Genomic DNA, 12529 nt, shown 5'->3' with positions numbered 1-12529 from the left:
AGGGAGAACAGGCGAGCTGGGAAATATAGCCAAAAAACTACCTTTCCGCCACTTCTCCGGCCGCCCTCCTTACTGTAGCTGGCCGGGCGCAGGCAGCTGCCAGGCCCCCAGCGGGTCGAAATGCAAGTGGCCCTGCCGGATTTGCAGCGGCGCCGCCAGATTGTTGTGGTATAGCTGCCCCGTACCTAGGCCCTGCGGAAAGTCCGGCAGCGCATACTCGCCCGCCAGCTGGCTGATGGCGTTCAGGCCGATATTGGACTCCAGCGCCGACGTAAGCCACCAGCTGATTCCGTGCTCTTCGGCCAGCTGCCACCACTCCAGCGCCGCCGCCATACCCCCCACCAACGTTGGTTTGAGAATGATGTAGGCCGGCTGCGTTTCACCGAGCAGCGCTACCTGCTGCGTAGGGTCCGTTACGCCAATCAGTTCTTCATCCAGCGCTACCGACACCGGCGAGTGGCGGCATATGTCGGCCATAGCAGCCCACTGCCCGGCCCGGATAGGCTGCTCAATAGAATGCAGATCAAACCGTGCCAGCTGCTCCAGCTTGCCTAGGGCCTCAGCCGGCGAAAAAGCCCCATTGGCATCTACCCGTAGGGTCAGTTCCTCGGGCCCAGCTTCGGCCCTGATTTCGGCCAGCAGCTGTAGCTCCGTGGCAAAATCCAGACTACCTATTTTCAGCTTGAGACAGGAATAGCCTTCAGTGAGCTTTTTGCGAATCTGGGCCCGCATGAAGGCGGCATCTCCCATCCAAATCAGGCCGTTGATGGGTACACCAGCCTCACCTCGGCTGAAGGCATTATCAAACAGCACCCGCTCCCCCCCGTGGTGCAGGTCAAGCAAGGCGGTTTCCAGCCCAAAACGCAGGGCGGGCCATTCTGAGGTCACCAGTTCCAGCGCAGTTTCGGCAGCTACCTCCGCTGGCAGCGCAGCTCGGTTGAAGGCAGCACAGAGGGCTACAAGTTGAGGTTCGAAGTCTGGCCGATGGTCAGGGCTGAGGCCGGCCAACGGCGCTGCTTCCCCTAGTCCTACAAGGCCAGGGCGCTGCGTATCGGTGAGGTGCAGGTACCAGGCAACGTGCTCCGTAAGTGCCCCGCGCGACGTGCGGGCCGGAAAGTTGAAGCGTAGTGTACGGCGCGAGTAGTGTAGCTGGAGCATGGAAACTGAAGCAGAATAGAGGCCGCAATATCGGGCAAACCTGCCACCCAGACACACTGCTGCCCCACCCGGACGCTACCTGCTGCTAGCAGACAGATGCGTGAACGAGTGGGGCAGGTACGTAGCGTGTGGGAAAAACGGGCTAAGCTGCTTGGCTGCTCTGCAGAGGCCGACGCGTGGCCTGTCCTCCTTTGCGGCCTGCAGCCCGCGCTTCCTCCGAAGTGAAGCGGTGGCCACGGCCGCTCTGGTGTGAGGCCTTGCCGCCTTCGCTGGCAATGCGGCGCTGAGTTTCGGGGTCCATAGCGGCGAAGCCGCGGGCCCGCTTGGGCTTGGCCTCGGCAGCGTTGGTGCGGTTGGCTGGGCGTTTGGTTGTGGGTGAGCTGGTTTGCATAGCAGAGGGGGTATGAACTGTAGAACGGAGAGTGATGGAAGAAACGCAACCCGTTACACAATGGCTGATGTCTGCACGTCAAAATGTGGCTTATTTGCTCAAAATACCACTTTTTACGGAGGAGCTCCGCGTAGTTTACCCCACTTTTCTGCGGCAAATACGGAGGAGTTATACCGGCTTACTTAGGGCCGAGCCTAGGGGAGTAAAAACCTCGGGGCGAAAAATCTAGTTACTTGTATCTCTCTCCACTTCTACGCTATGTCTTCTCCTCTCTCCGCTCTTGCTACAGCAGCTCCGGCCGCCGCTGCCGTGCTGGCCCAGCGCTACCACATGGTGCGCCAGCGCACCGTAACTCTGTGCCAGCCGCTACTCCCAGAAGATACGGTGGTGCAGCCAATGATTGATGTGAGCCCGCCGAAATGGCATCTGGCCCACGTCACATGGTTTTTCGAGACGTTTCTGCTGAAAGAATATCTGCCCGGCTACACAGTGTACCATCCGGATTATGCCTTTCTGTTTAACTCCTACTACAACTCGCTAGGCTCCCGTGTAAATCGCGCCGACCGGGGCACCCTTTCCCGTCCGGCTTTGGCCGACGTATACCGCTACCGCGCCCATGTTGATGAGCAGATGGAGAAGCTGCTAGCCTTGGCCGATGAGCTACCATCTGATTTCTATGAGTTGATGGAGCTGGGCCTGCAGCACGAGCAGCAGCATCAGGAATTGCTGGCTACCGATATCAAATACATACTCAGTACCAGCCCCTTGGCCCCAGCTTACCTGAAGCCAGCCACATCAGCACCAACGGGCACTAACTCTGCAGAAGCGGAAGCAGCTTCCCTGCCGGAAGTGTCCTGGCTACCGGTGCCGGGCGGCATTTCGCGGATCGGCTATGAGGGAACCGGGTTTTGCTTCGACAATGAGCAGGCGCCACATGAAGTGCTGACAGCAGATTTTGAGCTGCAGAACCGGCTAGTGACCAATGGCGAGTATCTGCAATTTATAGAGGCCGGCGGCTACCAGGATTTTCGCTACTGGCTGGGCGAGGGCTGGGACCTGGTACAAACCCAGCAATGGGAGGCGCCGCTCTACTGGATGCTGCACGATGGCCGCTGGCATCGTTTTACGCACCATGGCCTGCAGCCTGTGAACCTAACAGCACCCGTCACGCACATCAGTTTTTATGAAGCTGATGCGTATGCGCACTGGGCTGGGGCCCGCCTGCCAACCGAACCGGAATGGGAAGTGGCCGCCAGATATTTTGGGGCCAACCCGACTACCGGCACCTTCTTGGAGAGCAACCTATTGGACCCGCAGCCGCTGCCTGCCAACGCCGACCCAACGCACTGCCACCAGTTGCTCGGCGACGCCTGGGAATGGACGTATTCGGCGTATCATCCGTACCCTGGCTATGTGCGGGCGGCCGGAGCATTAGGCGAGTACAACGGCAAATTCATGATCAACCAAATGGTGCTGCGCGGTGGCTCCTGCGCCACCCCGGTCAGCCATATCCGACTTACCTACCGCAATTTCTTCCACGCCGACAAACGCTGGCAATTCACCGGCATCCGGTTGGCGCGTTGAGCTTACGGCCTCTGCCATTTGCATTCTGCGCCTGAGTACCACCGGCTTGTTCCGAATTCCTGTTGATTATGTCTTCTCCTCTCTCCCCTGTGTCTTCTACCGCTACTTCTCCCCAGTCCGCCTCATCCCAATCGGTGCTCCGCCACGAGGAACTGGAAAAGCTGAAACAGCACGTGGCAACGGGCCTTAGCCGCTCCCCCAAAACTCTTTCGTCGATGTATTTCTACGACGATGAGGGCAGCCGGCTGTTTCAGAAAATAATGGCGCTGCCGGAGTACTACCCTACGCGCACCGAATTTTCGCTGCTGACCCATCATCAGGCAGCCTTAGGAGCAGCCTTGCGGCCTACGGTAGCAGAGGAGCCCTTTTTTCTGCTGGAGCTAGGTGCCGGCGACGGACTCAAAACCAAGATCCTGCTGCGTCATTTGCTGAATACCGGCGCCAACTTTACTTATGTACCCGTTGACATTTCGGCGGCGGCGGTAGAAGGACTGGCCGGCAGCCTGCGCCAAGAACTACCGGAGCTACGGGTGGAACCGATAGTGGCCGACTACGGCACAGCGCTGCGCCTGATGGCTGACCGGCCCGGTCGCAAAGCCGTCCTGTTTCTGGGCTCCAACATTGGTAACTTCCTGCCCGCCGACCGGCAGGCCTTCCTGCGTGAGTTAGCAGCGCCCCTTTCTGCCGACGACCGGCTGCTGATTGGGTTTGATTTGCAAAAAGACCCGCGTTTTATCCGGGCCGCGTATGATGATGCGCAGGGCGTGACGGCAGCTTTCAACCTGAACCTGCTCACGCGCCTCAACCGGGAGCTGGGCGCTGACTTCACTTTGGCCGCTTGGCAGCATTACACCGATTACGACCCGCTTTCCGGGGCTGTGCGCTCTTTTCTGATGCCCACGCAGGCGCAACAAGTACACATTGCAGCCCTGGACCAGACGTTCCACTTTGCGGCCTGGGAGCCAATTCATACCGAAAACTCTTACAAATTCACGCGGCCTCAGATTGAAGGCCTCGCCGCCGACGCCGGTCTGGCCGTGGCTGAGTTCTTCACCGACGAGCGGGACTATTTTGCTGATGTAGTGTTGCGCCCAGCCTAGCTATGAAACCCATCAGCCTTGCTTCCGGCTACGGCAATTTTTCAACTCCCCCAACTGTTCTGGCGCGAATACAGCAGCACCTAGCAAATCAGCCGCTGCCCCATAGTGCTACCGCCGGCCTGCCAGAATTGCGTAATGCGTTGCGCTTACGCTATTCCGGCCTCCAGACCGATGAAAATTCAACGCACGAACTAGTTGTTACACCAGGTACCAAGGCGGCGCTGTTCCTGGCCTTGTCGGCCGTGCTGCGCCCCGGCGACGAGGTATTGCTGCTTACGCCCAACTGGTTTGGCTTTGCGGAGCTGGTGAAGGCCGCAGGTGGCTTCTTACGTGAGCTTCCCCTCAGCCCCACCGACAACTATGCGCTCCGGCCCGAAGCCGTGCGAGCGGCTCTCACGCCACGTACCCGGGTGCTGTTGTTTTCGAACCCAAACAACCCAACCGGCCGCATCTACACGCGGCCGGAACTGGAGGCGCTGCTGGCCGTAACTGCGCAGTTTCCGGAGCTGTTCGTACTGGCTGATGAGATATACGACGGTATCCGGTTTGGGGAGGAAGCGGTACCGTCGCTGTTATCTTGCTCTACTGCACCCAGGAGCGTCGTTGTGAATGGCTTTTCCAAGTCGCACGCGTTGGTGGGCTGGAACATCGGCTATCTGGCGGCGGCGCGCTGGATAGCTGATGCCTGCACCGCTCGTCTGTTTACCACTGGGGGCGCGGTGGCAGTCCTTAGCCAACTAGCGGCGCTGGAGACGGTTGAAAATCCTGCCATTAGTGCCGCTCTGTGCCAGCAGCTCTGGCTCAACCGCCAGTTGATGCTCAATTTTCTGGCTGCCCTCCCCGGTGCGCTGTCACACCCACCCTTGGGCACTTACTACGCCTTTCCTGACCTGCGGGCTTATCTGCTGCCACACCTGCCGCTACCTGAAGCCTCCGCCGACTTAGTGGCACGGCTGCTGGCGGCTGGTGTAGAAGTGGTGGATGGTACCAGTTGTGGAGCCCCCGGCTTCGTGCGCATGTCGTATGCCGTTGCCTCAAGTGAGTTGCAGGAGGCCCTGAGGCGGCTAGCAACGGTATTGCGCTGAGGCAGCGAAGTACCGTTGTGTTTTTGATTGGTTGATCCGGCTCCCGGCATAACTGCCGTACCTTTGCGGCTCGTTTTGCCCTATTGCTATGCCTTTCACTGCCCTTCGTCCCCACCTCAAACCCACCATTCAGCTCGCTTTTCCGGTTGTGCTTAGCCAGCTGGGCCACGTGCTGGTAAACGTTTGCGACTCCGTGATGGTAGGCCAGACCGGCAAGGTACCGCTGGCTGCCGTGAGCCTGGGCGTGAGCGTGGGCACGGTAGTAATGGTGCTGGGCATGGGCCTCTCGATGGGAATTACGCCGCTGGTGGCTGCCGCCGATGGCAAGCGCGACGTGCCGCAACTGGGCCGGCTGCTGGTGGCGGGAGTCTGGATGAGCACGGTAGCCGGCCTGGTGCTGGCGGCAGCCGGTCTGCTTATTGCGCCGCTGCTCAACCACCTGCATCAGCCCGCCGAAGTAGTAGCGCTGGCCGCGCCCTGGGTTCGGGTGCTGTTTCTGTCGCTGCTACCGCTCATGGTGTTTCAAGGGTTTAAGCAGTTTGCTGAAGGGCTGGGCCTTACCCGACAAGCCATGTACCTTTCGGTATTGGCCAACGTGGTAAATGCCGTGCTGTGCTATGCCTTCATTTTCGGCCACCTTGGCGCCCCGAAGCTGGGGATGATGGGAGCCGCTTGGGCCACGCTCATTGCCCGCGTGCTAATGGCACTGCTCATGGGCACCTATGTGTTGCGGGCAGCACGACTACGCCCCTACCGCGAAGCTGCTACCCACTGGCTTCGGCCTGACGGGGCTACCCTGCGCCGCCTTCTGGGGTTGGGCGCACCAATCGGGGTACAGATGATGTTCGAAATGGGCGCGTTCAGCTTTTCGGCCATCATGATTGGCTGGCTGGGAGCCACCTCGCTGGCTGCGCATCAGATTGCCATAAACGTGGCCTCGGTAACATATATGGCGGCTAGCGGTATTGCGGCGGCAGCTACCATCCGGGTAGGCAATATGCGAGGTCTCGGCGACGCGCATGGCGCACGGCAGGCGGGTTTCGCGGCGTATCTGCTCACGTTCCTGTTTATGAGTTCCATGGGCCTGCTGCTGGTTGCTTTCCGGCACTTTATCCCGCACTTCTATAACCACGATGCTGCCGTGGTAGCTCAGGCCGCCACTCTGCTGCTGGTGGCCGCGGCCTTCCAGATTTCCGATGGCCTGCAGGTAGTGGGGCTAGGCGCACTGCGGGGCCTTGAAGATGTAAAGCTGCCCTCGGTGGTGGCACTGCTGTCCTATTGGGTGGTAGCATTGCCGCTGGGGTACTGGCTGGGCTTTACACTGAACATGGGAAGCCTGGGCGTGTGGCTGGGCCTGCTGACGGGCCTTTCGCTGGTAGCGGGCCTGCTGCTGTGGCGTTTCCGCCAGCATAGCATGGTACCGGTTGCGCAGGACCACCCGGCTTCTCTGGTAGCCCACTGAACCTAGCACTCATGCGAGGGGAACGAGCCGCTAGGAATTGGTGTACATGCTAAGCCAGGGCTTTTTATTGGCCGGCTCACCTATATTTGAACATGGCTTTCTGCTCCTTTCTTCTGCCACTGCTGCTGTCATTTCAGACGCCCGCGCCTTCCCAGACTTCTCCCAAGCCCCAACCCGAAATGATAACGTGGTCGGCTAACCGGCCCTTGGCTTGGGCCGATTTCAAGAGCCGACCGATGCCGTCTGAGCACTTGGAGGCTCTCACAGCCGGCAATATTGATGTGCAAGTAGGCTGCACGGATTTTGTGTTTAGCTCTACTGTTAAGGCAGTTTTTCTGCCACAGGAATCGTGGGTGCGCGACGCCAAGCGAGCTTCACCAGCGCTACTACGCCACGAGCAGCTGCACTTCGACATAACGGAACTGCATGCGCGGATGCTGCGCCAGAAACTCACCACAGTGAAGTTCGATTGCCAGAAGCTGAATCCGGCGTTCAACAACTTCACCAAACTAGCCTTCACAGCATGGCAGCGCGAGGAAGGCCGCTACGACCAGGAAACGAACCACGGCCTCAATGAAGCCAAGCAGAAGTTCTGGGAAACCCAGGTGCAGCAGCGTATGGCTCTGCTGCAGTCGTTTGCGTCCAAATAGTAGTTCATCACACACCTAGCCGCTACATATGCCACATATCACCTGGGTCGATTTTGAGCGGGTTGATGTACGGGTTGGCACCATTCTGGAAGCCCGTGAGTTTCCGGAAGCCCGCCGCCCGGCCTATCAGTTGCTCATCGACTTAGGCCCCGAAATTGGCACAAAGAGGTCCAGCGCCCAGATTACGCGCCACTATCAGCCACACGAGCTGGTGGGCCGGCAAGTGCTGTGCGTAGTCAACTTTCCACCCAAGCAAATCGGCAAATTCATGTCGGAAGTGCTGGTGACGGGGGCCGCCGACGCGCACGGCGACATTGTACTGGCGGCGTTGGCTGGCCCCGTTCCCAACGGCAGCCGGTTGATATAACCGGCTGCGCACCTCCGCCGGCGCGGGCTTCTTATTTTGCGCCCAGTTGCACCTGCCGCATGGCCAGCGTGTCAATCACCACGCTGTAAATCTCATCCAGGTCCTTGCCGTGGCTGGCGTAGTAGCGGTAGCTCTGCTGAAATAATGAGTCACTGACTTCACGGCGCCACAGAATTGCTTTCTGCTGCTGCAGGTACAGGGCCCGCGCTGAATCAGGCGTCAGGCCGGCAGCTTCTACGCGGGCTTCGAGCGTGTGCAGGTCGGCGAGCAGGCTTACAAGTTGCTGCCGAGGCATAAGCGGCTGGGGTGGCACCACTTCCTCGGAAGTCTGGCAGCCAGAAAACAAGCCACTCAGCAGCAGACTGAGTACCAACGGGAAAGCACGAGGTAGCAGGGGTTTCACGATGCAAAAGTAAGGGTTCCGTTTCGTCCCGGCCGCAATACTGCCGTGATTCATGTAGTTTAGCCACTATGAACGTGCCCACGCCTACTCCGTTTCAACAGCTCGTGCGTAAGCTTCGGCAGGTAGAAATCCGGATGCTGAAGGCAGTGGACGCGCAACTGCAGGGCAATTTCCATTCCGTATTCAAGGGCACTGGCCTCGAATTCGACGATGTGCGCCTGTACCAGTACGGCGACGAGGTGCGGGCCATTGACTGGGCCGTATCGAGCAAGGGCCACGGCACTTTTATCAAAACCTACAAGGAAGAGCGGGAACAGCAAGTGTTGCTGCTCTTCGATGTGAGTGCCTCCCAACAGGTAGGGGCCGCTGGCCGCCGCAAGCTGGATATTGGCCGCGAAATATGTGGCATTCTGGCATTGGCTGCGGCCCGCCAAGATGCACAACTGGGCATTCTAGCCTTCTCCGACCAGAAGGAAATGTATTTGGCTGCGGGCAAAGGCATTCGGCACGCTTACTCCCTCATCAAGCGGCTGTTTGAGCTGACGCCTAAATCCAAGCAGACGGGAGTGGCGGCTGGCATCAAACAAGCGCTGGGTCTGCTCAAGCGCCGCAGTATTGTGCTGCTTATCTCCGATTTTATTGACAGCAGCTACGAGCGGGAACTGACCATGCTGGCCCGTAAGCACGATTTAGTTGTTATTCAACTGTTGGACCAGCGTGAGCGGGAATTTCCGCCTCTGGGAATCGTACCGCTCTACGACCAGGAATCGGGCCGCACCCTCTGGACCAATACTTCCTCGGCGGCATTCCGGGTCCGCTACCGCGCTACTTACGAGCAGAACCGCGACCAGATAGGCCAAATCTGCCGGCGCCACCGCACTGAGTATCTTTCTATTGCCACCGACGCCGATTATGTGCCGCAGCTTATCCGGCTGTTTCGGCGGCGCAACCTTCGCGCGGGCCGTGGATAACCAAGGGGTGAAGAGCAGATTTAAATGGTGCTTTACCGAGCCGTATAGCGGACGTATTTCGGTCTTCCTACGGCAGGGAATGGTGCTTGCAGCAATGCTGCTGCCTTTCCTGGCTAGTGCGCAGATGGATGCAGAAACGCCCAAAGGCCGGTTTCTGCGACCTACTACCCGTATCGGCGAAATCATTGAATATGAGCTGAGCTACCGCCACGAGCCGGGTTTGAATGTCATTTTTCCTGATTCGACGGCCACTTATGCTCCTTTCGAGTACGTAGGCAAAAAGTATCAACCCACCCGTACCCGGCAAGGCATCAGTCTCGACCGAACCGTTTACCAGCTACGCACCTTCTCGCTGGACTCGGTGCAGCGCCTGCAGCTGCCCGTTACCATCCTGCGCGGCCGCGACACGCTGCTAGTGCCTAGCACCGTAGCTAACGTGACGCTGAAACGGGCGGTACCGCAGCTAGCAGACGGTGCTACGCCTACGTTGCGCCAAAACACGGTGCTGCTGCCGGTGAAGCCTGCCTTCAACTACCCATATTGGCTGGCCGGAGCAACTCTGCTGCTGCTGGTGCTGGGCGGCGCAGCGTTGGTGTTCGGGCGGCGCTGGCGGCAACGATATCAGCTTTATAAGGTGCGCAAAAACCACGTTTATTTTCTGGCCCAGTATGCCCGCCACGTGGAGCGATTCACGCTTAGCCGTTCCCTCACCAACATGGAGCGCGCCATCACGCTCTGGAAGAACTACCTCACCAATTTAGAAAACAACACCATCAGCAGCCTTACTACCCGCGAGATAGTAGCTCACTACCAGAACGATGCCGATGTACGACTGGCTCTGCGCCTTGCTGACCGGGTGATTTATGGCAATCAGTTTTCGGAAGACGATACGGAAACCGACTTGGCGTTTGACCTGCTCCGCAGCTTTGCCGAGCGGCGCTTCGAGTTGGTGCGGCAGCGGCTTGAGAATTGAGCTTGGCGCACTAAGCACCACCAGATCGGCTACTTTTACCCCGCTCCTACTTTTTTCTCTGCATGCAGCAACTTTGGCAACAGGTTTTTGGCCCGCTCGTGGATAGCCTGCGCTATGCCACGCTGGCCAGCTACGCCTGGGAAAAGCCGCGCCTGCTGCTGCTGATTGCGGGAATTCCGCTGCTGTTTCTGGGGCGCTGGCTGCTGGTGTATCGGCGGCGAAGCAAACTGGGGGTAGCCTTTGTGCAGGGTGAGGTGCGGCGCGACTGGAGTGCTTGGCTGCGCTTCTTGCCCGATCTGGTGCTGGCCTTGAGTTTGGCCTTTGCCGTGGTGGCCCTGGCCCGCCCCCAGCGTACCGATGAGCGGGTGGTACAGACCGGTGAGGGTATTGATGTGCTGTTGGTATTGGACGTGTCGGGTTCGATGGAGCTAGGCGACCTGCGCCCCAACCGCCTGGAGGCCGCTAAGCGCGTGGCTCAGGAGTTTGTGGACGGCCGCCAGGGCGACCGGCTGGGCCTTGTGGTCTTTGCCGGCGACGCCTATTCGCTGGCCCCGCTTACTACCGATTATGAGCTTTTGCGGGAAAGTATCGAAAGCCTGAAATTAGGTATGATTCCCAACGACGGCACGGCCATTGGCACGGCGCTGGGTGTGGCCACCAACCGCCTGCGTGGCTCCCGCAGCCGCAGCCGCGTGTGCATTCTTCTCTCCGATGGCGAAAACACAGCTGGCAGCCTCGACCCGCTTACGGCTGCGCGCTTAGCCCACGCCTACGGCCTCAAAATCTACACGATTGGGCTGGGACAGGATGGCACCGTACCGTTCGGCCGCGACGAACTGGGCCGCACGCGCTACGTAGAAACCCGCCTCGACGAAACCACCATGCGCCAGATTGCGGCAGCCGGCGAAGGCCAGTTCTTCCGGGCTACCGACAATGCGGCCCTTCGCCAGATTTTCCAGCGCATCAACCGCTACGAGAAATCCGAAATCAAGCAGACCCGCTTCCGCAACACCAAGGACTATTACCGCATTTACCTGTTCTGGAGCGTGGGCCTGTGGCTGCTGTGGCTGGCCCTCAAGAACACGTTCCTTACCAATGCCTTGGAAGATTGAGCTGTCGATTTTTATTCGGTAGTAGTTGATTGCCTCTGCCAGTTGTGTAAACACTGGAATATGGGCAGGTAATAACCGCTAAAATCAGTCGCCAACACTTGAATCATCAACGGTAAATCATCCGCTTCTCTCTCCTTTCGCAATGTCCATTTCTGACAATCTTCGTTTTTTTCAGCAGCAGCTTGAGGGCACCAATTGCCGACTCGTTACCGTCACGAAAACGCATCCGGTAGAGAAGCTGCAGGAAGCCTATGATGCCGGTGCGCGGCTGTTTGGCGAAAACAAGGTGCAGGAAATGGCGGCCAAGCAGCCGGAGCTACCCGCAGATATTGAGTGGCACCTCATCGGGCACCTGCAGACCAACAAAGTGAAATACATTGCACCATTTGTGCACACGATTCAGAGTGTGGACAGCTTAAAGCTGCTGCTGGAAATAGAAAAGCAAGCTGCCAAGCACAACCGCATCATCAAGGGGCTGCTACAGTTCCATATTGCCGCCGAGGAAACCAAGACCGGCCTCTCGCTGCCCGAAGCGGAGGAAATACTGCAGTCCGGCGCTTTCCGGGACTTACGCCACGTGCGCCTTACCGGCGTAATGGGCATTGCCACCAATACCACCGATGAAGCCCGACTGCGCCAGGAATTTCGTGAGTTGCGCGGGCATTTCGAGCACCTGAAAGCCCGGTACTTCTCTGACGCTGCCGACTTCTGCGAAATCAGTATGGGCATGAGTTCTGACTACCGGCTTGCTATTGAGGAAGGCAGCACGCTTATCCGGGTGGGCAGTGCTATTTTTGGGGCCCGGAACTACCAATCGGCCTCTTAATAGTCCGGAACGAACCAGCCGATTTAACTCCAATCAATTCCATGACTGCAAAAATCATTCTGCAACTGGCGGCCCTGCTGGGTGCCCTGGGCGTGGCTATCGGCGCGTTTGGTGCGCACGGGCTGCGGCCTATGCTGGAAGCTTCCGGCCGCTTCGACACCTTCGAAACCGCTGTACGCTACCAGTTTTACCACGCTCTGGCACTGCTGGCGGTGGGAATACTGCTACAGGTTCGGCCGGAGCTGCGCCTGCTCAGCACCACGGCTTGGCTATGGCTGGGCGGGGTGCTGTTGTTCAGCGGCTCGCTCTACACACTCTGCTTCACGGGCATCACCAAGCTGGGCGCTGTAGCTCCTATCGGTGGGCTTCTGTTGATTGCCGGTTGGATCAGCGTGCTGCTGGCTGCCCGGCAGCTCTAGCTTTTCGCTGCAACGAACATGAAAAAGG

The 12529-nt window shown here is 58.8% G+C and carries 14 protein-coding genes; 11 read left to right on the top strand and 3 right to left on the bottom strand.

Going from position 1 to position 12529, the window contains the following annotated elements; all coding sequences use genetic code 11:
- Positions 1–69: 69 nt before the first annotated feature.
- Positions 70–1158 carry an o-succinylbenzoate synthase gene (locus tag H4317_RS07230; protein WP_185889454.1) on the bottom strand — a complete coding sequence of 363 codons (1089 nt, stop codon included), beginning with the start codon at positions 1156–1158 and terminating at the stop codon, positions 70–72.
- Positions 1159–1300: 142 nt separating this feature from the next.
- Positions 1301–1549 carry a KGG domain-containing protein gene (locus H4317_RS07225; RefSeq protein ID WP_185889453.1) on the bottom strand — a complete coding sequence of 83 codons (249 nt, stop codon included), beginning with the start codon at positions 1547–1549 and terminating at the stop codon, positions 1301–1303.
- A gap of 258 nt (positions 1550–1807) precedes the next feature.
- Between H4317_RS07225 and egtB the strand changes: the two genes are divergently transcribed.
- The 6 genes from egtB to H4317_RS07195 all read left to right on the top strand — a co-directional run bounded on the left by egtB (position 1808) and on the right by H4317_RS07195 (position 7797).
- Positions 1808–3133, top strand: coding sequence for an ergothioneine biosynthesis protein EgtB (gene egtB / locus H4317_RS07220; protein WP_185889452.1), 1326 nt, complete (start codon positions 1808–1810; stop codon positions 3131–3133).
- Positions 3134–3201: 68 nt separating this feature from the next.
- Positions 3202–4233, top strand: coding sequence for an L-histidine N(alpha)-methyltransferase (gene egtD / locus H4317_RS07215; RefSeq protein ID WP_185889451.1), 1032 nt, complete (start codon positions 3202–3204; stop codon positions 4231–4233).
- A gap of 2 nt (positions 4234–4235) precedes the next feature.
- Positions 4236–5318 (top strand): aminotransferase class I/II-fold pyridoxal phosphate-dependent enzyme, encoded by a 1083-nt coding sequence (locus H4317_RS07210; RefSeq protein WP_185889450.1) that lies wholly within the window; start codon positions 4236–4238, stop codon positions 5316–5318.
- Between the two features lie 88 nt (positions 5319–5406).
- Entirely contained in the window at positions 5407–6780 is a 1374-nt protein-coding gene (locus H4317_RS07205; protein ID WP_185889449.1) for an MATE family efflux transporter, read from the top strand.
- A 92-nt stretch (positions 6781–6872) separates the two neighbouring features.
- Positions 6873–7430, top strand: a complete 558-nt coding sequence (locus tag H4317_RS07200; RefSeq protein ID WP_185889448.1) for a DUF922 domain-containing protein — start codon at positions 6873–6875, stop codon at positions 7428–7430.
- Positions 7431–7458: 28 nt separating this feature from the next.
- Positions 7459–7797 carry a tRNA-binding protein gene (locus H4317_RS07195; RefSeq protein WP_185889447.1) on the top strand — a complete coding sequence of 113 codons (339 nt, stop codon included), beginning with the start codon at positions 7459–7461 and terminating at the stop codon, positions 7795–7797.
- A gap of 31 nt (positions 7798–7828) precedes the next feature.
- On the opposite strand, the gene H4317_RS07190 is transcribed toward H4317_RS07195, so the two are convergent.
- Positions 7829–8200 (bottom strand): DUF4296 domain-containing protein, encoded by a 372-nt coding sequence (locus tag H4317_RS07190; RefSeq protein WP_185889446.1) that lies wholly within the window; start codon positions 8198–8200, stop codon positions 7829–7831.
- A gap of 68 nt (positions 8201–8268) precedes the next feature.
- Here H4317_RS07190 and H4317_RS07185 point away from each other — a divergent pair, with 68 nt between their 5' ends.
- The 5 genes from H4317_RS07185 to H4317_RS07165 all read left to right on the top strand — a co-directional run bounded on the left by H4317_RS07185 (position 8269) and on the right by H4317_RS07165 (position 12501).
- Positions 8269–9171, top strand: a complete 903-nt coding sequence (locus tag H4317_RS07185) for a DUF58 domain-containing protein (RefSeq protein ID WP_185889445.1) — start codon at positions 8269–8271, stop codon at positions 9169–9171.
- Positions 9172–9250: 79 nt separating this feature from the next.
- Positions 9251–10144 (top strand): hypothetical protein, encoded by an 894-nt coding sequence (locus H4317_RS07180; protein ID WP_185889444.1) that lies wholly within the window; start codon positions 9251–9253, stop codon positions 10142–10144.
- Between the two features lie 62 nt (positions 10145–10206).
- The gene (locus tag H4317_RS07175; protein ID WP_185889443.1) at positions 10207–11256 is read left to right on the top strand and encodes a vWA domain-containing protein; all 1050 of its coding nucleotides are present in this window, start codon (positions 10207–10209) and stop codon (positions 11254–11256) included.
- A 142-nt stretch (positions 11257–11398) separates the two neighbouring features.
- Positions 11399–12082, top strand: a complete 684-nt coding sequence (locus tag H4317_RS07170) for a YggS family pyridoxal phosphate-dependent enzyme (protein WP_185889442.1) — start codon at positions 11399–11401, stop codon at positions 12080–12082.
- A gap of 41 nt (positions 12083–12123) precedes the next feature.
- On the top strand, positions 12124–12501 hold the full coding sequence (locus tag H4317_RS07165; protein WP_185889441.1) for a DUF423 domain-containing protein: 378 nt from the start codon (positions 12124–12126) through the stop codon (positions 12499–12501).
- The last annotated feature ends 28 nt before the right edge of the window (positions 12502–12529 follow it).

The sequence above is a fragment of the Hymenobacter sediminicola genome, from assembly GCF_014250515.1.
In the GTDB taxonomy this organism is placed as follows: domain Bacteria; phylum Bacteroidota; class Bacteroidia; order Cytophagales; family Hymenobacteraceae; genus Hymenobacter; species Hymenobacter sediminicola.
Note: the sequence above shows the minus strand (reverse complement) of the source record. Positions and strands in the feature narration are given on the sequence as shown.